Consider the following 22,912-nt stretch of genomic DNA (forward strand, 5'->3'; position numbering starts at 1 on the left):
CTCACCCGGTGCGGGCGGTGCGGGCCAGCAGTACGGCCACGTCGTCCTGCGGGGCGTCGGGCAGCAGCCGGGCCAGGATGCCGTCACACAGTTCCTCCAGCGGCCGGCCGGCCTGGCGGAGGGTCCGCGCGAGGCGGTCCATGCCCTCGTCGAGGTCCCGGTGGCGGCACTCGATCAGCCCGTCGGTGTACAGGGCGAGCAGGGTTCCGGGCGGCAGCGGGACCTCCTCGGTGCGGAAGTCGTGGCCGCCGGTGCCCAGCGGGGTGCCGGGCGGCCCCTGGAGGAAGGCGACCCGTCCGTCGGGGGTGACCACGGCGGGCGGCGGGTGCCCGGCGCGGGCGATGACGCAGCCTCCGGCCGCCGGGTCGTGGACGGCGTAGACGCAGGTCGCCATCTCGTCCTCGCCCAGGTCGGCCACGACGGCGTCCAGGGAGCGGAGCATCTGCGCCGGCGGCACGTCGTGGCGGGCGAGGGTGCGCACGGCCGTGCGCAGCTGGCCCATGACGGCGGCCGCGTGGATGCCGTGGCCCATGACGTCGCCGATGACGAGGCCGGTGCGGCCGCGGGGCAGCTGGATGACGTCGAACCAGTCGCCGCCGACGTCGTGCTCGCTGGCGGGCAGGTAGCGGCCGGTGAGTTCCAGGCCGGGGACCTCGGGGAGGGCGCTGTTGGTGAGGCTGCGCTGGAGGGTGAGGGCGGCCTGGCGCTGGCTGGTGTACATGCGGGCGTTGTCGATGTTGAGGGCGGCCCGGGCGACGAGTTCGTCGACGAGTACGCAGTCCTGCGCGTCGAAGGGCTCGCGGGAGCGCAGCCGGGTCACGGCGACGGCCCCGAGGACCTTGCCCCGGGCGACCAGGGGCACCATGCGGGCCGATCCGAGGGTGGCCAGGTAGTCGCGCAGGGCGTCCGCGCGGGGGTCGGTGATCAGCGCGGGGATGTCGGAGACGTACAGGTTCATGGGCACGCCCTCGGCGATGACGCGCTCGTAGACGGTCCCGGCGGGGATCTGGAAGGTCTGGCCCGGTGCGAGGCGGGCGGTGGGGGCGGCGGGGTCGGGGAAGGTGGCGGCGAGCCTGCGCAGCACCCCGTGGGTGGAGGCGGCGGCGACGGCGCTCTCGTCGGGGTCCAGGACGGCTTCGAGGAGCTGTACGTCGGCCGAGTCCGCGAGCTGCGGGACCAGCAGGTCGGTGATCTCCCGGGCGGTCTGGCGCAGGTCGAGGGTGGTCCCGATGCGGGTGCCCGCCTCGGCGAGCAGGGCGAAGCGGGACCGGGCCCGTTCGGCGTCCAGCAGGGCCCGCTGGCCCTCGGTGATGTCGATGAGGGAGGCGATCAGGCCGAGGCGGCGGCCGCTGCCGTCGAGCAGCGGGGCGTAGGAGCAGGACCAGGTGCGGTCGTGGTCGGGGTCGGCGGGGGTGCGGCCGGTGCGGCGGACGTCGACGACGGCGGTGCCCTGTTCGAGCACCTGGCGCATCGTGGCCTCCAGGGCGGCGGCGTTGACTCCGGGGACGACCTCGGTGAGGCGCCGGCCGAGGTGCTCGGCGGCGGAGACGCCGTTCATCCGGGCGAGGGCGTCGTTGACGCGCAGGAAGCGCAGGTCGGGGCCGAGGGTGGCGAGGCCGATCGGGGACTGGGTGAAGAGGCTCTGGAGGGCTGCGAGGGAGTCCCGCATGCGCAGGACCTCGGAGGTCTCGACGGCGATGAGCATGGCGCCGGTACGGCCCTGGGGGTCGGCGGCGGGCACGATCCACATCTCCATGGCCACCCGGTGTCCGTCGCGGTGGCGCACGGGCAGGGTGCCGACGACGGTCTCGCCGGCCTGGACCCGGCGGGTCAGGTCGTCGGCGAGCTCGCGGTTGGCCTCCGGGACGAGCACGGCGGTGCCGGGGCGGCCGAGGATGTCCTCGGGGCGGTGGCCCAGCAGGTCCTGGGCGGCCAGCGACCACTCCACGACCCGGCCGTCCGCGTCCTCCCGCCACAGGGCGATCGGGAGCAGTTCGCGCAGGACGCCCGCGTACCCGACCGCCGCCGCCGGCGGATCGGGCACCTTGCTCGTCGACTGGTAAGTGTCCAATGCACCGACCTCACCCCGAGGGGGCCTGATTCGTACCGATTCACCCTATCCGAGCCCCCGGCCCGGGGCGCTCCGCGCGTTCCCGGGCGGGGGCCGGGCGGGGGCCGCGTCCGGAACCCGTGGAAGCGGAACGGGGCCCCGGTCCGGAATGCGCGGACCCGGGCCCCGGCGGAGCAGGAGGCGGTGCCTGGCGGACCCTTGGACGGCGTCCGTCAGAAATCGACTTGGGCGCGGACGTCGGCCCGGCCGACCGACTCCAGCTCCCACATGGTGCAGTAGAGGCGGCGGATGTACTCGATGTCCGCGTTCCGGGCGCGGGCCTCGCGCACCGGGTACATGACCGTCAGCTCGTACGATCTCTCCCGGTTGATGTCGCCCTCCTGGTCACGCCACTGGCCGCGGCCCTCCTGGAGGGTCAGCCCGGAGGGAAAGCGCGGCGTGACCACGTCGGCGATGAACTTGTTGAATTCCTCCTCGGTGATCGGCGGGTGCCCGTCGTGCCGGCCGGTGCCGAAGTAGAGGTGCGTCGAGATGTACGCGCTGCCCGTCTCGGCGGTGTCCGCCCCGGCCGACGCCGCCGAGACGGTGCCGGACCCGAGGGAGGCCTGCGGCGCCGGTCCGCCGAAGGCGAGCAGGAGCGCGGCCGCCGCCAGCAGGCCGGCGGCGGGCGTGGAGATCCTTATGCTGCGCATGCAGTCGTCCAATCAGTCCGTGTGTCGTACGTGGTCCGCGGACCGGCAGGTGCGCCGGGCCGCCCGGAGGCGGACCGGGTGCCGGCCCGGGAGGTCTAGGCGGGCAGTGATTCCCGCAGGTAGGCCGCCGCGTCCCGCAGCGGGGCCGGGGCGGCCGCGTCCCGGCGGAGGGCCGCCGCCGTCCTGCGGAGGGTCTCGGTGGTGCGTACCGAGCCGATGGCGGCGGCACCCGGAGCGACCCGTGCGATCAGCTCCTCCGCCTCGCGCCAGGCCCCGGCCCCGGCCAGGGCCGAGAGCAGCTCCGCGGTGAACAGGTGCCGGTAGGAGGGGCCCGGGGCGGTGGCCGCCCGGTGCAGCAGCGGGATGGCCCGGTCCCAGCGGCGCAGCCTGGCCTGGACCCAGCCCTCGTGGCCCAGCAGTTCGGCCTCGTCGATCCACCAGGCCCAGTGGGGGTCCCGGCGGGAGACCCCGTCGAGGAAGCGGCTGCGGGCCCGGGAGACCAGCTCCAGCGGCTCCGATCGGGCGCCGAGCAGGGCCGTCGCGTGGGCCTGCCGGATCAGTACGAGGCCGGCGATGCGGGCGGGGAGCGGCCGGGGCCCGCTCACCCGGGCGGCCGCCGCCAGGGCGGCGCGCGGCCGCCCGGTGTGGGTGGTGAGCATGCTGTGGTTCAGCAGGACCAGCCGCGCCGTCCAGCGGTCGCCGCAGAGCTCCGCCAGGGCCAGCGCCCGCGCGTTCATCCGGCGGGCGCCGCGGTAGCGGCCCGCGTCGAAGAGGATCCAGCCGATGACCTCGCTCAGCTCGGCGAGGGCCGCGAGCCGGTCCGGGCCGTACGCGCGCAGGGCCAGGGGGTCGGCCGCCAGTTCCGGGATCCGCCGCACGGCCTCCCGTACGGCGGGCACGGCGGCGGTCGCGCCGCGCTCGGCGTCCAGGGCCACCAGGCGGCCGATGGTGCGCACGGCCAGCCGGAGCGCCGCGTCGTGCTCCTCGGCTCCCCCGGGCGGGGCGGCCGCCGCCGTCATGACAGCAGGCCGGCGCCGACCGCGTCGGCGCGGAGCCGGCCGAGGTCGTCGAAGGAGGAGGCCACCTTGCTGAGCCAGTCCACCTCGTCGCGGAAGTCCTGGTAGGGGGGCCGCGCGGGGATGTCGGAGGCTTCGGCCCGCTCGGCGCGGTCCGCCCGCTCCTGCGCCGGGCGGCTGAGTACGGCGCGTACCTGGAGCGCCTCGCCCAGGGGCGAGGTGGGGTCTTCCGGGAGGTCCAGGGAGCGGGCCACCCGGACGAAGTCGTCCAGGGAGAGGGAGGTGCGCAGGATCAGCTGGCCGTCGCGTATCTCGATGACGCGCCGGTAGAGGCGGTAGTGCGGGTCCCGGGGCGGCACCAGGTCGCGCAGCCAGGAGCGCGGCGGGTCCAGGGCGATGTCCGGGGACGCCTCGTACAGCGCCCACCACAGGGGCCGCAGCCGGCGGTAGGAGCGGTAGCTGCGGGCCCAGCCGCGTGCGCGGGTGATGCGGATGCCCCAGGAGGGGATGGTCCAGCCGACGATCTGGAGGAGGGCGCCGACGCTTCCGCAGGTCCACTGGATCGGGTCGAGCGCGGCCGCGTCGTAGTCCAGGCGGGTCCCGGCGATCTGGATGCTCCGGGTGACGCAGTAGACGAGGATCATGCTGGCGCCGACGGTGACGGTACGCATGCCGACCTTGAGCCACTGCCGGTTGGCCATCGTCGTGAAGCGCAGCGACAGCCGGACCGTCTCGAACTGGCCCACGGCGCAGATCAGCAGGTAGAAGGACATGTAGAGGGCGTAGCTGCCGTGCTGGATGCTGAGCAGGATCGTGGAGGTGGCCGTCTCCGAGTGCGCCACGGGGCCGACGGCGAAGGACGCGACGACCAGGACGGCGAGGGCCCCGGCGAAGAACAGGACGCGGTGGCGCGCCATGCGCCGGGCCTCGCCGGGCGGCGAGGACCAGTACACGAGGACGACCTGCTGGGCGGCGGTCAGCACGACCACGGCGACCTGGGTGATCAGCGAGGTGATGTTCGGCAGGCCGAAGAAGGCGGAGATGTGCAGCCGCAGCTGGTCCAGGTCGACCAGGAAGCTGATCCCGGAGCACAGGAAGTAGGTGCACAGCGCCCACAGGGCGATGTCGTTCCTGCGGCGCAGCAGGTCCGGGAGGCGGTAGGCGAAGGCCGCGAGGCCCACGAAGGCGCAGACCCACGCGAGGACGGTGTAGATCACGCGGGCCCCTGGTCGGGCCGGCCGAGCCCGCTCTCGATGCGGGCCACGATCTCGGCGGCCTCGTCCGGTACGCCCCAGGCCCGCTCGGTCCAGCGCTTGGTGGCGCGGGCCAGGATCAGCGAGGCCATGGTTTCGGCCTCCTGCTCCTCGTCGTCGCTGTAGCGGGAGCGCATCAGGACGCCGCGGACCGCCTCGGGGTCGACGTCCGAGAACAGCCCGCCGGGCCCGCCGCCGGCGGTGGGCGCAGGGCTCCCGGGCCCGTCCCCGTCCGCCGTGCCGCCGAGCTGGTCCAGCTGTACGGATCCGTTGTGGTCGAAGGCGATGTGGGCGAGCTCGTGGGCGATGATGTGTTCCTTGTGCGACGCCGAAGCGGCCTTCTCGAAGGCGATGATGTCGAAGTCATCGGTTTTCAGCCATATGCCGAAGAGATGCCGTTCGGGGAAGGCCGTCGGAATCAAATGGATGGGCCGCCCGCGCTGCTCGCTGAGATATGCGTGGAGTTCGTCGATGCCGCAACCGTGCTCCATGCCCCAGTCGGCGAGCAGACCCTCGCAGGTGTGGCGGACCTTCTTGAGACGGCGCCTGAGCCGCCTGTCCTCCGACGCCGGTAACGCGGAGCCAGGTAACTTCATCCCTCAGTCCTCCGGCGAACCCAGCGGTCGGACAATGCGGCCATGATGCCACACCCCAACTCGGCCCTGCTCAAGGCCAGTTCTATCCGGCCATTGGCTCCGGGATTTCGGCTGCCGATTTCCCTTGACTATGGGATGGCACGGAGGAAAATCGGTGATACACCGGAATACCGGAAAGAGCCGCACTTCCCTCGGGAGACGTCCCCAGGCCCGCGTGACCCTTGTCCAGGCTCTGGCCAGGCCCCCGGCCGTTCTCGCGGACCACGGGAGCCATCGGCGACGGCGGATGGCTCATGGCACCGACGGGACAGCCGGGGACTGTCACGTCCGGGGAGCCCGCGGAGCGGGGACCCGCGTTCCCTCACCTCCGCGCTCCCGCGCTCCGCGTGCCCCCGGCGCCCCCGCCGCCTCTGCGGTCAGCGGCCCGCCAGTACTCCCGCGATGCCCCGCGCGAGGCAGGGGATCCGGTCGGCCCCGATGCCCGCGATGTTGATCCGCCCGGCGGTGGTCCCGTAGATCGCGTACTCGCGGCGCAGTCTGAGCATCTCCTGCGCCGTCAGCGGCAGCATCGAGAACATCCCGCGCTGCCGCGCGAGCGAGCGGGCCTGCGCCTGCCACCCCATGGCGGTCAGGCGTGCCGCCAGGTCCGTCCGGTTGGCCTCGATGCGGCCCCGCATCGCGTCCAGCTCCGCGCGCCAGAGGTCCCGCAGCCCCGCGTCCTCCAGGACCGTGGTGACGACGGCGGCGCCGTGCTCGGGCGGCATCGAGTACAGGGTCCGGGCGGCGTTCTGCAGGGCCGTCTCGGCGTGCCGCACCGCCCGCGCCGACGCGCCGAGGACGATGGCGCAGCCGGTGCGGTCGCTGTAGAGGCCGAAGTTCTTGGAGCAGCTCACGGCGACGAGCATCTCCGGGACCCGCTCGGCCAGCAGGCGGGTGGCCGCCAGGTCGGCCTCCAGCCCGTCGCCGAGCCCGTGGTAGGCGAGGTCGACGAAGGGGACCCAGCCGTTCCGGACGGCCAGCTCCGCGAGCGCCGCCCAGTCCTCGGGCGCCGGGTCCGCGCCGGTGGGGTTGTGGCAGCACCCCTGGAGCAGGACGACGTCGTCGCGCCGCGCTCCGGCCAGGTCGCGCAGGACTCCGGCGGCGTCGAACCCGCCCTCGGCGTCGCACCAGCCGAAGGTGCGGACCTCCAGTCCGGCGGCCTCCAGGATGGGGCGGTGGTTGACGTAGGCGGGGTCGCTGATCCACACCGTGGTGCCCGGGCGGGTCCGGCAGATCAGGTCGGCCAGCAGCCGCAGCGCCCCGGAGCCGGCGACGGTCTGTACGGCCGCCGCCCGGTCGGAGGGCCCCTGCGGGCCGAGCACCAGGTCCAGCAGGGCCCGGTTGAAGGCGGCGTTGCCGGAGAGCCCGCGGTACTCCTTGGACTCGGAGCGCTCGGCGAGGCGTATCTCGGCCTCGCGGACGGCGGCCATCACCGGGGTGCGGCCGGTGTGGTCGCGGTAGACGCCGAGGACCAGGTTGAGCCGCTCGGCCCGCTCGTCGGAGCCGAACTCGTACGTCAGGTCCCACAGCGGGTCGGTGGGCGGCGGGGGAAGGAGCTCAAGCATCTGCGGGGACCTCGGGGCGGGGGGCGGGACGGACGGGGGTGCGGCGGCGGTTGGCGAGCACGACACCGGCGGTGATCAGCGGTACGCCGATCAGCACGGCGGGGGCCGGGGACTCGCCGAGGACGGGGATGGCGAGGAGGACGACGGCCACGGGGCTGAGGCTGCCGACGACGGAGCTGCGCTCGGCGCCGAGACTGCGGATGGCGTAGGCGTAGAGCAGGCCGGCGCACAGCCCGACCCCGAGCCCCTGCACCACGAGGAACGTGGCGATGTCGCCGCCCGTCGCGTGCGCGAGGCCCGTCGGGAGCGCCCCGGTCAGGACCAGCAGCCCGATCACGGCGAAGGAGGGCAGGCACAGCAGCCCGATCGACCCGACGGGGTCGAGGTCCACGTCCCGCAGCCCGACCGTGTACAGGGCCCACAGCCCGCTGGCCACCAGGAGGGTGCCGGCGCCTTCCAGGACATCGGTGTCGACGGGGACGACGTACCGCCAGACGAGGGCGGCCACTCCGGCCGCGATCAGTGCGAGCCCGGCGACCTGAGTGCCCCTGGGCAGTCCGTGGCCGCGGGCGGCCATCAGCGCGGCGACGAAGAGCGGGACCATGCCGGGGACGATCGAGCCGACGAAGGCCGCCGAGGTCAGGGACCCGCCGTGCATGGCGGCGAGGAAGAACGGCACCCCCGCCCCGCAGACGATCTTGATCGCGGCGCCCGGCTTCACGGCGGCGATGCGGCGCCTGCGCCGCCACAGGGCCGGCAGCAGGACGAGGAGCGGGACGCCGAAGCGCAGCAGGGCCGCGTCGGCGGGCAGGAGGGTGGAGGCGCTGAGGCCTCGGGCGCTGAGGGCGAAGGCCGCCCAGATCGCCACGGTCACCAGCAGCGCGGCCATGCCGCGGGCCTGCGGTGACGGTCCGCGCCGGCCGGGGTTTCCGGCCGGCGGGACCGCCGTGTCGTGAGGCGCGGCCGCGCCGGTGGTGTTGGTCGCGACCAAGGGATCTGCTCCAGCCTGTGAGAGCGGGCCGGTCCGGCCCGTTCGCGGGCAACGTTAGGGCTTTTGCCGGGGCAGCCGATTGCCAGTTCTGTCGCTCGGACATACGTTTGGGGCAGGATCTGCCAAGAAACGGCGGAGAAGCCCCCCGGAACCCCCGGGAAAGCCCTCGGGAGCAGTCGTGGACGCGGTCGATCTGCAGATCATCCGGGAGTTGCAGGCCGACGGCCGGCTCTCCAACCAGGACCTGGCGGACCGCGTCCGCCTCTCCCCCTCCCCCTGCCTGCGCCGGGTCCGCCGGCTGGAGGAGGCTGGGCTGATCCGCGGCTACACGGCCGTGGTGGACCAGGTGTCCTTCGGGCTCCCGATCACCGTCTTCGTACGCATCCGCCTCGAACGGCACACGGCGGAGGCGGTCGCGCTCTTCGAGGAGCACGTCGCGGTCATCGAGCACATCCAGGACTGCTACCTGATGGCGGGCAGCAGCGACTACCTGCTCCGGGTGGTCATCGAGGACCTGGAGGCGTACGAGTCCCTGGTGCGCCACCGCATCCACGCCATCCCCGGCATCGCGTCGATCGAGTCCAGCTTCGCGTACGGCAGCGTCAAGCAGTCCCGCACCTATCCGCGCCCCACCCCGGGGGGCGGGGCGCGCACCCCTTAGGCCGTGTGGCCCAGGGCGGCTTCGAAGGCGGTGTGGGCGGCGGCGTCGAAGAGGACGAAGCGGACCTCCTCCACCGAGGTGCGGGCGGACCGGACGGTCTCGATCGCGATGCGGGCGCCGTCGTCCATCGGCCAGCCGTAGATGCCGGTGGAGATCGCCGGGAAGGCGACCGTACGCGCCCCCAGCCCGTCGGCGACGCGCAGGGATTCGCGGTAGCAGGACGCGAGCAGGTGCGAGCGGTCCTCCTCGCGCGACCAGACCGGGCCGACGGTGTGGATGACGTGCCCGGCGGCCAGCCGGCCGGCCGTGGTGGCGACCGCCTGGCCGGTCGCGAGGCCCTTGCCGTAGTGGGAGCGGCGCAGGTCCTCGCAGGTGGCGAGGATCTCGGGGCCGCCGCGCCGGTGGATGGCGCCGTCCACTCCCCCGCCGCCGAGCAGGGAGGAGTTGGCGGCGTTGACGATCGCGTCGGCCTTCTCGGCCGTGATGTCGCCCTGGACGAGGGTGATGCGGACCATCAGTTCGCCTTTCGCAGGTGCCGCCAGACCGCCTTGGCGGCGTTGTGGCCGGACATGCCGTGGACGCCCGGACCCGGCGGGGTCGCCGAGGAGCAGAGGAACACCGCGGGGTGGGCGGTGGTGTACGGGGACAGGGTGAGTCTGGGGCGGAGCAGCAGCTGGAGGCCCGAGGCTGCGCCGCAGGCGATGTCCCCGCCGACGTAGTTGGGGTTGCGGGCCGCGAGCTGCGGCGGGCCGGCCGTGGCGCGGGCCAGGACCAGGTCGCGGAAGCCGGGGGCGAAGCGCTCCAGCTGCCGTTCGACGGCTTCGGTGAGGTCGCCGTCCCAGCCCGCGGGGACATGGCCGTACGCCCAGAAGACGTGCTTCCCCTCGGGTGCCCGCCCGGGGTCGACCAGGCTGGGCTGGGCGGTGATGAGGAAGGGGTTGCGCGGGGCCCGGCCGCCGGAGGCCAGTTGGAGGGCGGCGTCGATGTCGCGGCTGCCCGGGCCGATCTGGACGGTGCCGGCCCGGCGGGGTGCCTCGGCGGTCCAGGGGACGGGTCCGTCCAGGGCGTAGTCCAGCTTGAAGACGGCGGCACCGTACCGGTAGCCGTCGTACGCGCGGCCGAGGCGGGCGATCCGGGCCAGCGCGGTCGGGGAGGTGTCGAACACGTACGCGCGGGCCGGGGGCAGGTCGTCGAGCCGCTTGACCTCGAAGCCGGTGTGGACGGTGCCGCCGAGGTCGGCCAGGTAGCCGGCGAGGGCGTCGGAGACGGACTGCGAGCCGCCGCGCGGCATCGGCCAGCCGCCGGCGTGCGCGGCGAGGGCGAAGACCAGTCCGACGGCGCCGGTGGCGATCCCGTTCAGCGGGGCGATGACGTGCGCGACGAGCCCGGCGAACAGGGCGCGGGCGCGGTCGTCGCGGAAGCGGCGCAGCAGCCAGGTGGAGGGCGGCAGTCCGGTGAGGCCGAAGCGGGCCAGGGTGAGGGGGTCCCGGGGCAGGGCGGTGTTGGGCAGGGACATGAAGTCCCGGGCGAGGGTGTCCCATTTGCCGAGGAACGGCTCCACCAGCCGCCGGTACGCGCCCGCGTCGCGGGGCCCGAGGGAGGCCGCCGTCTCCGCCACGGAACGGGAGAGCACGGCGGCCGTGCCGTCGTCGAAGGGGTGGGCCATGGGCAGCGGGGCGTGCAGCCACTCCAGCCCGTACCGCTTCAGCGGCATCGTCTTGAACACCGGTGAGCCGACGCCGAGCGGGTGCACCGCGGAGCAGGGGTCGTGGCGGAAACCGGGGAGGGTCAGCTCCTCGGTGCGGGCGCCGCCGCCGATCGCGCCGGCGCCCTCGAAAACGGCCACCGAGTGCCCCCTGCGGGCCAGTTCGACCGCGGCCGTCAGGCCGTTGGGCCCCGCACCCACCACGACTGCGTCGAGAATCGACGGCACTGACAACAGCTCCTTCGTCCGGCGGCGGCCACTGCCTCCACCCTAGTCCGCCCGTCCACACCCGCCCGTCGCGGCGGTCACGCGCCCCGGAGCAGATCGCGGACGCGGATCGCGGTGGCCTCGTCGCGGCCCACGGCGAACGGGAGGGCGTTGTCCCGGTCCACCCGGAAGGGGACGCCCTCGACGGTGCTCTGCGCGCCGCCCGCCTCGGCGACGAGCAGCAGGCCGGCCGCGTGGTCCCAGGCGGAGGGCCAGGTGAAGGCCAGCGCGTCCATCTCCCCGCGCGCCACCTTCAGGTACTCCAGGCCCGCCGAACCGCACGGCCGGGCGGCGACGCCGGGCACGTCGAGCCGTGCGAGGCTGCGCCGGTCCTCCTCCGACGTGTACAGCGGGTGGGCCGTCGCCACGCGCAGCTCCGCGCCGGGCTCGGGCGAACCGCTGTGGATCCGGCGGCCGTTGACGTACGCGCCCTGCCCGCGCACGGCGGTGGACATCTCCTCCAGGGCCGGGGCGAAGGTCCAGGAGGCGAGGATCTCGCCGCGCAGGGCGAGCGCCACCAGGGTGCAGAAGTCGGGTTCGCCGTTGACGAACTGCCGGGTGCCGTCGACCGGGTCGACGATCCACACGGGGGCGTCGGCGCGCAGCGCTCCGTAGACGTTCGGGTCGGCGTGCACGGATTCCTCGCCGACCACGGCGGAGCCGGGCAGCAGCCGGGTCAGGGAGGCGGTGAGGTGCTCCTCCGCCATGCGGTCGGCGACGGTCACGAGGTCGTGCGGACCGCTCTTCTGGTCCACCTCGTGCTCGGCGAGCTGCCGGAACCGGGGCATGATCTCGACCGCCGCGGCCTTGCGGACGGCTTCGTCGACAGCGGACGGGTCAAGGGCCGGAAATTCATCGATCATGCCTCCAGCAAAGCACGCCCGGGCGGCGAAGCCCATCGTCATTCCCGGTCCGAGGCCCGCACACCGGGGGAATTTCCGGTGAACCGGCGCAGGTCAGGGTCCCGCGAGGCCGGCCGGCCCCGGTCGCCGGCGGTCCTCGGCCGCCCGGACCCGGGGGCCCGCGGTGCCGGAGCGGAACGGGGCCGGGCCCTCCTGAGGCCTGGTCAAAGGCGCCGCGGGTGGGCAAGGATCGCGTCCGCACCACGCGACCGCGTTTTCTCCCGTACTCCGCGTCCATCACAGGAGGATGTCCATGCCCCGCACACCCCGCGGACTGATCGCGACGGCCACCGCCGCCGTGGCACTGCTCGGCCTCGCCGTCCCCGCCTCGGCCACCGCACCCCGGCCGGCGGGCGGCGGCCTTCCGCAGGGCCGTGTCTTCATGGTCAACCCCGTACAGTCGTCCGGCGACCAGACGCTCACCGACGCCAAGGACTCCGCCGCCGCGATACCCGCCTCGGCCTACGCCACCGCGGCGCTGCGCAACCTCGACGGCAGCGGCGGCCTTTCGGGCAGATGGGCGTCCGTCCGGTCGGAGACCGGGGCGCCCGCGTCGGTCGCGGACGCCGCGCGCTACGACCGCTCCGACGAGCAGTTCGAACAGGTCATGGCCTACTTCTGGGTCAACGAGGCGCAGGAGTACCTCCAGGGCCTCGGCTTCGGCAGCGAGCTGCCCGGCGCCAACGACCGCGTCCAGCCGGTCCGCATCAACCAGTGGGGCGCCGACAACTCCTTCTTCACCGACAAGAAGGCCGAGATCCGCTTCGGCAAGGGCGGTGTCGACGATGCCGAGGACGCCGAGGTCATCGTCCACGAGTACGGGCACGCCGTGCACAACGCGCAGGTCCCCGGCTTCGGCAGCTCCCCGGAGGCCGGGGCGATCGGCGAGGCCTTCGGCGACTACCTGGCGGTGGAGGTCGGCGACCACGCCGCCGCCGCGTACGGCTGGCCCCGCGGGGCGGACCGGGCGTGCGTCGCCGACTGGGACTCGGCCCCGTACAGCGCCGCCCCGCACTGCCTGCGCCGCATCGACGGGACGAAGGTCTACGAGGACCGGGTGGGCGAGGTGCACGCCGACGGCGAGATCTGGTCCCGCGCCCTCTTCGACGTCCGCGGCGCCCTCGGCGCCAGGACCGCCGACCGCATCATCGTGAACGCCCAGTTCCGCTTCGCGCCGGACACCGGCTTCCGGGAGGCGGCGCTGGCCACGATCGACACCGCCCGGAGCATGTACGGCCAGAGCGCCGCGGACGCCGTGCGGGCCGCGTTCAAGGCCCGCCGCATCCCCGGCGTCCAGTAGGCCCGGCCCCGTCCGGACCGCCGGCGCCCGCCCCGTCCCGGGCGGGCGCCGGAATGCTCCGGTTTCGGCCGACATCCGGACACCGATCTCCGCTCTCCGGATAACAGCAGGTCAAATAATTGTTGCGTACCTGTCATTGCAGGGCTGCTTTCTGGCAATCTCGCCGGCGTCCCCCACGACACCAGGAGAGCGAGTGACCCACCCCATGTCCTCAACCCCCACCTCTCGCAACCGCGCCCGGATGCTGCGCACCGCCGCCGTGGTCGCCTCCGCGGCGATGGTCGCGGTCGCCGCCCAGAGCGGCGCCGCCAGCGCGGCGGCCGAACGCGAGGCGGGCGCCACCGCCCTGACGCTGTCTTCCGGCGCCCGCGCCCAGGCGATATCCGCCGCCCAGGGCGAAGCGGCGGGCACCGCACGCGCCATCGGCCTGTCCGACGAGGAGCGCCTCGTCGCACGGGACGTCGTCAAGGACGCCGACGGCACCGTGCACACCCGCTACGAGCGCACCTACGCCGGGCTCCCCGTCCTCGGCGGCGATCTGGTGGTCCACCAGAAGAAGGACGGCAGCCGCAAGACGACCAAGGGCACCGAGGCCCGGATCGCCCCGACCGCCGCCCGCGGCGTCAAGGCCGCCCCGGCCGGCGCCCGGCAGGTCGTGTGGGCCGCCGCCGGCAACCCGGTCTTCGCCTACGAGGCCGTCGTCACCGGCACCCAGCCCGACGGCACTCCCAGCGAGCGCCACGTCATCACCGACGCCGCGACGGGCGCCGAGCTCTACGCGTACGAGGCCATCGACACGGGGACCGGCACCAGCGGATACTCCGGCACCGTCCCCCTCGGCACCACGCAGAGCGGGTCCGCGTACAGCCTGACCGACGCGGCACGAGGCGGCCACAAGACCTACGACCTGAACGGCGCCACCTCCACCGCGACCGGCACCCTCTTCACCGACGCCGACGACGCGTGGGGCGACGGCACGCCGTCCAACCGCCAGACCGCCGCCGTCGACGCCCACTACGGCGCGGCCGTCACCTGGGACTTCTACAAGACCGAGTTCGGCCGCAACGGCATCGCCGGCGACGGGAAGGCCGCGTACTCCCGCGTCCACTACGGCAACGCCTACGTCAACGCGTTCTGGTCCGACAGTTGCTTCTGCATGACCTACGGCGACGGCGCGAACAACCAGAAGCCCCTGACCTCCCTGGACGTCGCCGGCCACGAGATGAGCCACGGCCTGACGGCCGCCACCGCCAAGCTGAACTACAGCCGGGAGTCGGGCGGCCTCAACGAGGCCACCAGCGACATCCTCGGCACCTCCGTGGAGTTCTTCGCCAACAACGCCGCCGACCCCGGCGACTACCTCATCGGCGAGAAGATCGACATCCGCGGCAACGGCACCCCGCTGCGCTACATGGACAAGCCCAGCAAGGACGGCGTCTCCGCCGACTACTGGTCGAAGAACGTCGGCCGGCTCGACGTCCACAACTCCTCCGGAGTCGCCAACCACTTCTTCTACCTGCTCTCCGAGGGCAGCGGCGCCAAGACGGTCAACGGGGTGTCCTACGACTCCCCGACCTACGACGGCTCCACCGTCACCGGGATCGGCCGCACCAAGGCGTACAAGATCTGGTACAAGGCGCTCTCCACCTACATGACGTCGACCACCAACTACGCGGGGGCGCGCACGGCGACGCTGAAGGCGACGGCCGACCTCTACGGCGCCTCCGGCACGGAGTACCAGCAGGTGGCGGCCGCCTGGAAGGCCGTCAACGTCAACTGAGCCCGGCTCCGTGCGGTGTCTTCTCCCAGGTGAACCGGGAGAAGACCAGCTGGTGCACCGCCCGCCAGGCGGCGAACCACCAGAGCACAGAGGAGAGCGGCGTGAGGAGCGCGTGCCACGGAGCCCCGAGGCCCGCGCGCCTCGCCGCGGTGAAGGTGATGGCGGTCCAGGCGAGGGCCGCCACGGCCTGCGCGGCCACGGAAGGCAGCAGCAGACCGGCTCCGACGGGCGACCAGGAGAGGCCGCAGAGGCCGATCAGGGTCAGGGCGGCCAGCAGCGGCTGGACGCAGGAGGTCACCGCGGCGCCCGCGACGATCCCGAACAGGGTGATCAGGCCCGGAACGCCGAACCTGCGCACGGTCCGGCGGGGGTGGCGGGTGTGCACGACCGTCGTCAGCAGGAACCCCTTGAACCACCGGGTGCGCTGGCGGACGTAGGGGCGGACGGCGCCGAGGGCCTCCTCCCAGGTGACCGACTCGACGGTCTCGGTGCGGTGGCCCATGGCGGCGCAGCGCATGCCGAGGTCCGCGTCCTCGGTGACGTTCCAGGCGTCCCAGCCGCCGAGGGCGCGCAGGGTGCCGGTGCGGAAGTGGTTGCTGGTCCCGCCGAGCGGGACCGGCATCCCCAGCCGTACCAGCCCGGGCAGCTCCAGGGTGAAGCGCAGGGCGTACTCCATGGCGAACTGCCTGGTCAGCCAGTTCCCGTCGGCGTTGTGGAAGAGCAGCTGCGCCTGTACGCAGGCCAGGCGCTCGCCGCGCGCGGCGAACCGGGCGGCCACGCGCCGCAGTTGGCCGCGGTCGGGGCGGTCCTCGGCGTCGAAGACCACCAGGAGTTCGCCGCGGGCCAGCAGCAGGCCCAGGTTCACCGAGCGGGGTTTGGTCTGGGGCGGACCCGGCGGGAGGCGGACGAGGCGGACGAAGGGGGGCGGGTCCGCGGCCAGCACGGCCCGGGCGGTGCCGGGGTCGTGCCGCTCCACCAGGACCAGTACCTCCAGCCGGTCCGCCGGGTAGTCCAGGGCGGCCAGGTGCCGGACCAGACCGCCGATCACCTCGGCCTCCCGGTAGGCGGGCACCAGCACCGTGTAGAACGGGAGCTCCGCGTCCGGCACCGGCACGTCGCCGGCCCCCGCGGGGCGTCCGCCGCGCGGCAGGCCGGCCAGCATGACCACCACGTGCAGCAGGCTGTAGGCCGTCACCACCGCGGTGAGCAGCGCGAGTACGGCCATGGGCGCGACCGCCAGCCCGGCGAGGGCGGCGGTGGCGCCGACGGCCAGGGCCCCGAGCTGCCAGCGGGCGAAGCCGGACTTCGCCGCCAGCTCCGGGTGCCGGCGGCCGAACCCGTCGGCCATGACGCCGGCCACCGCCGCCGCGCGTTCTTCCAGGATCCGGTCCTGTTCCTTCGCTCCGGCCCGTGCCAGTTCTCCGGCCACGTCCGTACCGACGGTGTCCGCCATGCCGCCCTTCCCCGCGTCCGGGTCAGTCGTGGGCCGGGCCCGCCAGGTTCTTGGTGAACCACTGCAGGGCGTCCGGGATCATCTTCTTGAAGTCCGAGGTCAGGTGCTTGCCGCCGGGCTGCTCGTAGTACTCGATGGACACCGGCGGGGCCGCCTTGGCCATCCAGCCCTTGACCACGCCCTGCTCGTACGCGTCGGCACCGCCGGCCGTGACCAGCATCTTCACGTCGGCCTTGCCCTGGGTGACCATCTGGTCGGGGCTGTTGGCCGCCTTCTCCGCGCTGTGGCCCTGCCACAGGCGCGAGTCCGGGACGAAGTAGCCGTCGATCGGCACCGCTGCCTTGTAGACGTCCGGGTACTGCAGAGCGAGCTTGGCGCTGCAGAATCCACCCGTGGAGGCGCCCATGACGCCCCAGCTGTCGCGGCCCTTCAGGGTGCGGAAATTGGCGCGGACCCAGTCCGGGATGTCCTGGGCCATCCAGGTCGCCATCTTGGGCTGGCCGGGGATGTCCGAACAGTCCAGCGCCTTTTTCTCGTCTCCGCTGAAGTTCTGCACCGGCATGATCATGATGAACGGATGGGCCTTGCCCGCCTTGGCCAGCCGCACGTCCTCCTCCTGGATCGGCAGCTCGCTGCCGGCCCAGGTGTTGTAGCCGTTGCTCTGACCGCCCGCGAACAGGGTCAGCACCGGAAAGCCGGTCTTGGCGTACTTGGGGTCGTGGTACTCGGGAGGGAGCCAGACCCATACCTGGCCGGTCACACCGGACTTCGGGCCGGCCAGTCTGGTCGTCATGACCGGGCCGACGGCGGTGTCCCGGGCCTTGGTCATGGTGGCGGCCGGACCGGTCGGCATCTGCACCTTCCCGCCGGCCGAGGGGGAAGCGGTCGCGGCGGTCGGGCCGCTCGCCACCGCCGGAGTCTTCTTCCTCTTCTCGCCCTCGTGGCTCCCGCAGCCCGCGAGCGCGACGGCCAGGGCCACGACGGCGGCGCCGGTCACGACGGCATGGGAACGGGAACGCTGACCAAACACGGCGAGAACTCTCCAAGCAATGACGCGCCCGGTCCGTCCGACCAGGGCGGCGGCCCCCGGTGGGGCCGGACATACACGCGGCGCGGTTGCGGCCACCGGAGTGCCGGGGGAAACGCCCCGTACGGAACCGCACCTACAGCGGCCTTGTGAAATGGGCCGCGATCGGCAGGTTGCGTCTGCCGTGGCATCTTAGCCTGATCCATTCGGGTTATCGGACAAACCCTGTCGCGGTAGCGGCACCGCGCCGCTACCGCCCCGCTACCGGGCGGCGTGCTGCGGGAGGAGGACGCGGAGATCGTCCAGGGTCGCTTCGCGACCAGTGCGTTCGAGGGCGGCGATGCGGCGGGCATGGGCGCTCTTGACCTCGTCGAAGAGCTTTCTTCGCGGGCGTTGCCTTGGGCGAACCTCTCGGGGTCGGCGGCGATCTGGGTGCGGACCGCCTGAAGGGTGGCGTCCGGGGTCTCGGAGCCGGAACGCTCCGCGTGGTGGGCCAGGATGGTGAGCCGTTCCCCGGGCTGTAGGCGGGGAAGCCGATGGTGGCCGAGAGACCGAGATCGCCGAGACGATGAAGATCTCCGTCGGGGCAGTGAAGTCGCACACCGCCAGGGGCATGGCGAAGCTGACGGGTCTCATGAAGGGAGCAGCCAGGTGAGCACGGAGACCGAGGCCCTTCTGCGCAGCGTACTGGTCGGCCTCGCCGCGTCGGTTCCGGACGGCTCTGCGACGTCGTACCGCAAGGAACAGGCCCGCTGGCGCCGACGGGAGCACAGGCGCCGGTGTGTCGTCGCGGTCCTGGTCCTCCCGATCGTCGCCGTCGTCTGCGCGATCGGCCTGATGGCCCTCTCCAACGCGTCGCCGGACACACACGTGATCTTCGACAACGCCGCCGCGGCAGAGGGGCCGGAGCTCGCCGGCCCACGGTGACGCGTCGCCGGCCAGGGTCAGTCGAACGCCGGGATGACCGTGGAACCGTACGCGTCGATGGTGGCCTCCCGCGCGTCGTGCATGTCGTAGACGGCGAACTGGTCGACGCCCAGGTCCCGCAGGGCCCGGAGCTTCTCGATGTGGGCCTCGGCCGGGCCCAGCAGGCAGAAGCGGTCGACGATCTCGTCCGGGACGAAGTCGGTGGACGGGTTGCCGGCCCGGCCGTGGTGGCTGTAGTCGTAGCCGTGCCGGTCCTTGATGTACGTCGTGAGCTCGTCCGGGACCATCGCGGAGTGCTCGCCGTACTTGGCCACCAGGTCGGCCACGTGGTTGCCGACCATGCCGCCGAACCAGCGGCACTGGTCGCGAGCGTGGGCGAGGGCCGCCGCCGAGTCGTCGGCCGTGACGTAGGCGGGCGCGGCCACGCAGACGGTGAGCGCGTCGGGGTCGCGGCCGGCCTCGCTCGCGGCCTGCCGTACCGCCTTGACCATCCGCTCCGTGAGGAAGGGGTCGGCGAGCTGGAGGATGAACCCGTCGGCCTTCTGGCCGGCGAGGGCGAGGGCCTTCGGCCCGTACGCGGCCATCCAGACGGGGAGTCTGCCCTCCTTGATCCACGGGATGCGGATCGGGTTCCCGTCGACGAGGGCCTCGCGGCCTTCGGCGAGGTCGCGGATGACGTCGATGGCCTCACCGAGCCGGGCCAGGGTGTTGGGGGCGCGGCCGGCGACGCGCATCGCCGAGTCGCCGCGGCCGATGCCGCAGACGGTGCGGTTGCCGTACATGTCGTTGAGGGTGGCGAAGGTGGAGGCGGTGACCTCCCAGGTGCGGGTGCCCGGGTTGGTCACCATCGGTCCGACGTGCAGTTTCTGCGTATTGGCGAGGATCTGGCTGTAGATGACGAACGGCTCCTGCCACAGCACGGCCGAGTCGAAGGTCCAGCCGTAGCGGAAGCCGTTGCGCTCGGCCCGCTTCATGAGGCTGACGACCTGGGAAGCGGGCGGGTCGGTCTGCAGGACGAGGCCGAAGTCCATACGTCGCTCCTTGCTGGGGAGTACGGGCGCCGGGGCGTGCACGCCCCGGACACCGCTTAGAGGTACTGGCAGGTGGAACGGTGAACGAAGGCCCCGTGGCCGGCCCGGCCCACATACTCGCGCCGGTCGATGACGAGTTCGCCGCGCGAGAGGACCGTGTCCACGCGTCCGGTGATCCGCCTGCCCTCGTACGCCGAGTAGTCCACGTTCATGTGGTGCGTCTCGGCGGAGATGACCTGCTCGGCGTGCGGATCGTAGAGGACGATGTCGGCGTCCGAGCCCGGCGCGATGGTGCCCTTCTGCGGGTACATGCCGAACATCCGGGCCGGGGTCGCGCAGGCGATCTCGATCCAGCGGCGACGGCTGATGTGCCCGTCCACCACGGCCTGGTGCAGGAGGTCCATCCGGTTCTCCACCCCCGGCAGCCCGTTGGGGATCTTCGAGAAGTCCCCGCGGCCCAGCTCCTTCTGGCCCCGGAAGCAGAACGGGCAGTGGTCGGTGGAGACCACCTGGAGGTCGTTCGTCCGCAGGCCGCGCCAGAGGGCCGCCTGGTGTTCGCGCGGGCGCAGCGGGGTGGAGCAGACGTACTTGGCGCCCTGGAAGTCGGGCTCGGCCAGGTTGTCGGTGGACAGGAAGAGGTACTGCGGGCAGGTCTCGCCGAAGACCGGCAGGCCCTTGTCCCGGGCCGCGGCGAGCTCGGCGACGGCCTCCTCGGCGGAGACGTGGACGACGTACAGCGGGGCGCCCGCGACGCGGGCGAGCTGGATCGCACGGTGGGTGGCCTCGGCCTCCAGCAGCACCTTGCGGACCTCGCCGTGGTGGCGCGGATCGGTCTCACCGCGCGCCAGGGCCTGCTCGATGAGGACGTCGATCGCGATGCCGTTCTCGGCGTGCATCATGATCAGCCCACCGTTGGAAGATGCCCGCTGCATCGCACGCAGGATCTGGCCGTCATCCGAGTAGAAGACCCCCGGATACGCCATGAACAATTTGAACGAACTCACGCCTTCTTCGACAAGTCCGTCCATTTCCTTGAGCGTGTGCTCGTGCACATCCGACACGATCATGTGAAATGCGTAGTCGATCGCACATTTGCCGTCGGCCTTGGCGTACCAGGCGTCCAGGCCGGCCCGCAGGGATTGTCCCTGCGACTGCACCGCGAAATCGATGATCGTCGTCGTACCGCCCCATGCCGCGGCTCGCGTCCCGGTCTCGAACGTGTCCGACGCAAAGGTGCCGCCGAACGGCAGCTCCATGTGCGTGTGCGCGTCGACGCCGCCCGGGAGCACGTACTTCCCGGTGGCGTCGATCGTGCGGTCGGCCGTCCAGGCCCCGGCGGCCGCCGAGCCGTGCGCGGCGAGGGCCGCCACGCGGCCGTCCTCGATCAGGACGTCCGCGTGGAGCTCGTCGGCGGCGGTGACGACCAGGCCGCCGCTGATCAGCGTACGGATGCTCATGTGCGTCCCCCTACTGGATGCTGCTCAGCGCCTGTTCGAGGATCTCGGCGCCCTCTTCCGCCTCGGCGACGGTGAGGGAGAGCGGCGGCGCGATGCGCAGCACGCTGGTGTTGTGCCCGCCGCCCTTGCCGAGGAGCAGCCCGCGTTCCCGGGCTGCCTCCAGGACGGCGGCGGCCGTCTGCGGGTCGGCCTGGTCGGTGCCCGGCTTCGTCAGTTCGATGCCGGCCATCAGGCCCCGGCCGCGGACCTCCCGTACGGCGGGCACGGAGGCGGTGACGGCGCGCAGCCGCTCCAGGAGCAGGCCGCCGACGCGGCGGGCGTTGCCCTGGAGGTCGTGGTCCAGCAGGTAGGCGAGGTTGGCGAGGCCGGCCGCCATGGTGACCGGGGAGCCGCCGAAGGTGGAGATGGAGTTGGAGTCGAGGCAGTTCATCACCTCGGCGCGGGCCACGACACCGCCGATGGACATGCCGTTGCCGATGCCCTTGGCGAAGGTGAGGATGTCCGGCGGGCCGCTCCGGGCGTGGGCCTGCCAGCCCCAGAAGTTGTCGCCGGTGCGGCCCCAGCCGGTCTGCACCTCGTCGCTGATCCACAGGATGCCGTGGCGGTTCAGCACCTCGCGGAAGGCTGCGTAGAGGCCGTCGGGCGGGGAGGTGAAGCCGCCGACGCCCTGGACCGGTTCGGCGATGAGTGCGGCCACTCCCCCGCGCGCCTGGCCCAGTACGTCTTCCAGGTCGGCGACGGCCGCGGCGGTGAAGGCGGTGTCGTCGAGGCCGGCGAAGGGGCCCCGGGTGCGGACCGCGCCGTGGACGTAGTACGTCTGGAGCGGGGAGAGGCTGGTCGGGGACCAGCCCCGGTTGCCGGTGATCGAGACGGTGGAGAAGGACCTGCCGTGGTAGCTGTTGCGCATCGCCAGGATCTGGTTGGAGCGGCGGTACGTGGTGGCGAGCAGCAGGGCGGTGTCGTTGGCCTCGGTGCCGGAGGTGGTGAAGAAGACCCGGGCGTCGGGGATGCCGGACAGGGCGGCGACCCGCTCGGCCAGCTCGATCATGGGCCGGTTGAGGTACAGGGTGGAGGAGTGGATGATCCGCCCGGCCTGTTCGGCGACGGCCTTGGTGACCTCGGGCAGGGCGTGGGCGGTCATCGTGGTGAGGATGCCGCCGAAGAAGTCGAGGTAGCGGTTGCCGTCGGCGTCCCAGACGTGGCGGCCCTCGCCGTGGGTGAGCTCGATGGGGCGGTCGTAGTAGAGCGCGAGCCAGTCGGGCAGGACGGTGCGGTGGCGGCTGTGCAGCGGGATGGGGTTGGTCACGGCTGGACGAGTCCTCCGTAGGCGTCGGGGCGGCGGTCGCGGTAGAAGGCCCACTGGTCGCGGACCTCCTTGATCAGGTCGAAGTCCAGGTCGCGGACGAGGAGTTCCTCCTCCTTGTCGCTGGCGACCTCGCCGACGAACTGGCCGCGCGGGTCGACGAAGTAGCTGGTTCCGTAGAAGTCGTTGTCCCCGTACTCCTCCTGGCCGACGCGGTTGATGGCGGCGACGAAGTACTCGTTGGCGACGGCGGAGGCGGGCTGCTCCAGCTGCCACAGGTACGCCGAGAGGCCTCGGGAGGTGGCGGAGGGGTTGTAGACCAGCTGGGCACCGCCCAGGCCGAGTTGGCGCCAGCCCTCGGGGAAGTGGCGGTCGTAGCAGATGTAGACGCCGACCTTGCCGACGGCGGTGTCGAAGACGGGCCAGCCGAGGTTGCCGGGGCGGAAGTAGAACTTCTCCCAGAAGCCCTTGACCTGTGGGATGTGGTGTTTGCGGTACTTGCCGAGGTAGCTGCCGTCGGCGTCGATGACGGCCGCGGTGTTGTAGTAGAAGCCCTCGCTCTCCAGCTCGAAGACCGGGACGACGATCACCATGCCGGTCTCGCGGGCCAGCTCCTGCATCCGGCGCACGGTGGGGCCGTCGGGGACGGGCTCGGCCCAGCGGTAGTGCTCGGGTTCCTGGACCTGGCAGAAGTAGGGGGCGTTGAACACCTCCTGGAAGCCGATGATCTGCGCGCCCTGGGCGGCCGCCCGGCGGGCGTGCGCCTCGTGCTTGGCGATCATCGACTCGGTGTCTCCGGTCCAGGTGGCCTGGACGAGTGCGGCGCGGACGACTTGGGCCATGAGCTGCTCCTCGCGACGGGAACGCCGGCTTCTA

22 protein-coding genes are annotated in these 22,912 nt (G+C 72.8%); 6 read left to right on the top strand and 16 right to left on the bottom strand.

The window, feature by feature from the left end; all coding sequences use genetic code 11:
• Position 1: 1 nt before the first annotated feature.
• From ACZ7IF_RS22305 to ACZ7IF_RS22335, 7 genes are all read right to left on the bottom strand, one after another.
• A complete protein-coding gene (locus ACZ7IF_RS22305) occupies positions 2–2,071 on the bottom strand; it encodes a SpoIIE family protein phosphatase (RefSeq protein WP_470973824.1) in 2,070 nt (689 codons plus the stop codon).
• Between the two features lie 212 nt (positions 2,072–2,283).
• A complete protein-coding gene (locus tag ACZ7IF_RS22310) occupies positions 2,284–2,763 on the bottom strand; it encodes a DUF3574 domain-containing protein (protein ID WP_470973825.1) in 480 nt (159 codons plus the stop codon).
• A 95-nt stretch (positions 2,764–2,858) separates the two neighbouring features.
• Positions 2,859–3,782: a DNA-binding protein gene (locus ACZ7IF_RS22315; protein ID WP_470973827.1), complete on the bottom strand. Its 924-nt coding sequence runs from the start codon at positions 3,780–3,782 to the stop codon at positions 2,859–2,861.
• Positions 3,779–4,996: an MAB_1171c family putative transporter gene (locus tag ACZ7IF_RS22320; protein ID WP_470973829.1), complete on the bottom strand. Its 1,218-nt coding sequence runs from the start codon at positions 4,994–4,996 to the stop codon at positions 3,779–3,781. The genes ACZ7IF_RS22315 and ACZ7IF_RS22320 overlap by 4 nt, the downstream gene beginning before the upstream one ends.
• Positions 4,993–5,628 carry a hypothetical protein gene (locus tag ACZ7IF_RS22325; RefSeq protein ID WP_470973831.1) on the bottom strand — a complete coding sequence of 212 codons (636 nt, stop codon included), beginning with the start codon at positions 5,626–5,628 and terminating at the stop codon, positions 4,993–4,995. The genes ACZ7IF_RS22320 and ACZ7IF_RS22325 overlap by 4 nt, the downstream gene beginning before the upstream one ends.
• Positions 5,629–6,044: 416 nt before the next feature.
• On the bottom strand, positions 6,045–7,232 hold the full coding sequence (locus tag ACZ7IF_RS22330) for an amino acid aminotransferase (protein ID WP_470973833.1): 1,188 nt from the start codon (positions 7,230–7,232) through the stop codon (positions 6,045–6,047).
• On the bottom strand, positions 7,225–8,223 hold the full coding sequence (locus ACZ7IF_RS22335; protein ID WP_470973835.1) for a DMT family transporter: 999 nt from the start codon (positions 8,221–8,223) through the stop codon (positions 7,225–7,227). Before ACZ7IF_RS22335 ends, ACZ7IF_RS22330 begins: the two co-directional genes overlap by 8 nt.
• 178 nt (positions 8,224–8,401) lie before the next feature.
• Between ACZ7IF_RS22335 and ACZ7IF_RS22340 the strand changes: the two genes are divergently transcribed.
• Positions 8,402–8,884, top strand: coding sequence for an Lrp/AsnC family transcriptional regulator (locus ACZ7IF_RS22340; protein WP_125817366.1), 483 nt, complete (start codon positions 8,402–8,404; stop codon positions 8,882–8,884).
• Here the strand turns inward: ACZ7IF_RS22340 and ACZ7IF_RS22345 are convergent.
• From ACZ7IF_RS22345 to ACZ7IF_RS22355, 3 genes are all read right to left on the bottom strand, one after another.
• A complete protein-coding gene (locus tag ACZ7IF_RS22345) occupies positions 8,881–9,399 on the bottom strand; it encodes an O-acetyl-ADP-ribose deacetylase (protein WP_470973836.1) in 519 nt (172 codons plus the stop codon). The two genes, ACZ7IF_RS22340 and ACZ7IF_RS22345, sit on opposite strands and share 4 nt — an antisense overlap.
• Complete coding sequence (locus tag ACZ7IF_RS22350; RefSeq protein ID WP_470973838.1) at positions 9,399–10,817, bottom strand: phytoene desaturase family protein; 1,419 nt, start codon at positions 10,815–10,817, stop codon at positions 9,399–9,401. The genes ACZ7IF_RS22345 and ACZ7IF_RS22350 overlap by 1 nt, the downstream gene beginning before the upstream one ends.
• A 77-nt stretch (positions 10,818–10,894) precedes the next feature.
• Positions 10,895–11,719, bottom strand: a complete 825-nt coding sequence (locus ACZ7IF_RS22355) for an inositol monophosphatase family protein (protein WP_470973840.1) — start codon at positions 11,717–11,719, stop codon at positions 10,895–10,897.
• Between the two features lie 292 nt (positions 11,720–12,011).
• Between ACZ7IF_RS22355 and ACZ7IF_RS22360 the strand changes: the two genes are divergently transcribed.
• Entirely contained in the window at positions 12,012–13,058 is a 1,047-nt protein-coding gene (locus tag ACZ7IF_RS22360; protein ID WP_470973841.1) for a M4 family metallopeptidase, read from the top strand.
• A 205-nt stretch (positions 13,059–13,263) separates the two neighbouring features.
• Complete coding sequence (locus tag ACZ7IF_RS22365) at positions 13,264–14,838, top strand: M4 family metallopeptidase (protein WP_470973843.1); 1,575 nt, start codon at positions 13,264–13,266, stop codon at positions 14,836–14,838.
• Here the strand turns inward: ACZ7IF_RS22365 and ACZ7IF_RS22370 are convergent.
• Positions 14,831–16,291 (bottom strand): glycosyltransferase, encoded by a 1,461-nt coding sequence (locus ACZ7IF_RS22370; protein WP_470973845.1) that lies wholly within the window; start codon positions 16,289–16,291, stop codon positions 14,831–14,833. The two genes, ACZ7IF_RS22365 and ACZ7IF_RS22370, sit on opposite strands and share 8 nt — an antisense overlap.
• Before the next feature lie 22 nt (positions 16,292–16,313).
• Positions 16,314–17,288, bottom strand: coding sequence for an alpha/beta hydrolase (locus ACZ7IF_RS22375; protein ID WP_470973847.1), 975 nt, complete (start codon positions 17,286–17,288; stop codon positions 16,314–16,316).
• A gap of 303 nt (positions 17,289–17,591) precedes the next feature.
• Here ACZ7IF_RS22375 and ACZ7IF_RS22380 point away from each other — a divergent pair, with 303 nt between their 5' ends.
• The 3 genes from ACZ7IF_RS22380 (at position 17,592) to ACZ7IF_RS22390 (ending at position 18,245) form a co-directional block, all read left to right on the top strand.
• The gene (locus tag ACZ7IF_RS22380) at positions 17,592–17,765 is read left to right on the top strand and encodes a hypothetical protein (RefSeq protein ID WP_470973848.1); all 174 of its coding nucleotides are present in this window, start codon (positions 17,592–17,594) and stop codon (positions 17,763–17,765) included.
• Between the two features lie 109 nt (positions 17,766–17,874).
• Positions 17,875–17,973, top strand: a complete 99-nt coding sequence (locus ACZ7IF_RS22385; protein ID WP_470973983.1) for a hypothetical protein — start codon at positions 17,875–17,877, stop codon at positions 17,971–17,973.
• Positions 17,970–18,245: a hypothetical protein gene (locus ACZ7IF_RS22390; protein WP_470973850.1), complete on the top strand. Its 276-nt coding sequence runs from the start codon at positions 17,970–17,972 to the stop codon at positions 18,243–18,245. The genes ACZ7IF_RS22385 and ACZ7IF_RS22390 overlap by 4 nt, the downstream gene beginning before the upstream one ends.
• A gap of 17 nt (positions 18,246–18,262) precedes the next feature.
• Here the strand turns inward: ACZ7IF_RS22390 and ACZ7IF_RS22395 are convergent, their stop codons facing one another.
• The 4 genes from ACZ7IF_RS22395 to ACZ7IF_RS22410 are packed head-to-tail and all read right to left on the bottom strand — an operon-like array spanning position 18,263 to position 22,878.
• Complete coding sequence (locus tag ACZ7IF_RS22395; RefSeq protein WP_470973852.1) at positions 18,263–19,276, bottom strand: TIGR03842 family LLM class F420-dependent oxidoreductase; 1,014 nt, start codon at positions 19,274–19,276, stop codon at positions 18,263–18,265.
• Positions 19,277–19,332: 56 nt separating this feature from the next.
• Positions 19,333–20,733, bottom strand: a complete 1,401-nt coding sequence (gene hydA, locus ACZ7IF_RS22400; protein WP_470973855.1) for a dihydropyrimidinase — start codon at positions 20,731–20,733, stop codon at positions 19,333–19,335.
• A 10-nt stretch (positions 20,734–20,743) separates the two neighbouring features.
• Positions 20,744–22,039 carry an aspartate aminotransferase family protein gene (locus tag ACZ7IF_RS22405; RefSeq protein ID WP_470973858.1) on the bottom strand — a complete coding sequence of 432 codons (1,296 nt, stop codon included), beginning with the start codon at positions 22,037–22,039 and terminating at the stop codon, positions 20,744–20,746.
• Positions 22,036–22,878 (bottom strand): nitrilase-related carbon-nitrogen hydrolase, encoded by an 843-nt coding sequence (locus ACZ7IF_RS22410; protein WP_470973860.1) that lies wholly within the window; start codon positions 22,876–22,878, stop codon positions 22,036–22,038. Before ACZ7IF_RS22410 ends, ACZ7IF_RS22405 begins: the two co-directional genes overlap by 4 nt.
• Positions 22,879–22,912: the final 34 nt, after the last annotated feature.

Source organism: Streptomyces sp. NPDC037421 (assembly GCF_055602105.1).